This is a genomic window from Vogesella mureinivorans (assembly GCF_007644035.1).
Taxonomy (GTDB): domain Bacteria; phylum Pseudomonadota; class Gammaproteobacteria; order Burkholderiales; family Chromobacteriaceae; genus Vogesella; species Vogesella mureinivorans.
In genome coordinates, this window is the sequence record NZ_VMTV02000772.1 from 1 (window position 1) to 327 (window position 327).

The 327-nt window shown below is 73.4% G+C and carries 1 protein-coding gene; it reads left to right on the forward strand.

Features of this window, described 5'->3' with window-relative positions:
* Positions 1-327, forward strand: a 327-nt coding sequence (locus FLQ44_RS18155) for an inositol monophosphatase family protein (protein ID WP_276607884.1), incomplete at both ends; no start/stop codon positions are given.

The following is a 327-nucleotide window of genomic DNA, read 5'->3' on the forward strand; positions in this document are numbered from 1 at the left end:
GTTTCGGGGCGCAAGGACCTGGCCGACGGCCTGATCTCGACCGGCCTGCCCTTCCTGGGACGTCCCGGCCATGCGCAGGCGATCAAGGACCTGCACGGCGTGGGCCAGCGCGTGGCCGGCATCCGCCGCCTCGGCGCCGCCTCGCTGGACCTGGCCTGGACCGCCTGCGGCCGGTACGACGCCTTCTACGAGCGGGGCCTGAACATCTGGGACGTGGCGGCCGGCGTGCTGCTGGTCACCGAGGCGGGCGGTGTGGTCACCACCGTCGACGCCGATGGCGACCCGCTGAACGGCAAGCAGATCGTCGCGGGCGGCCCGGACATGCAG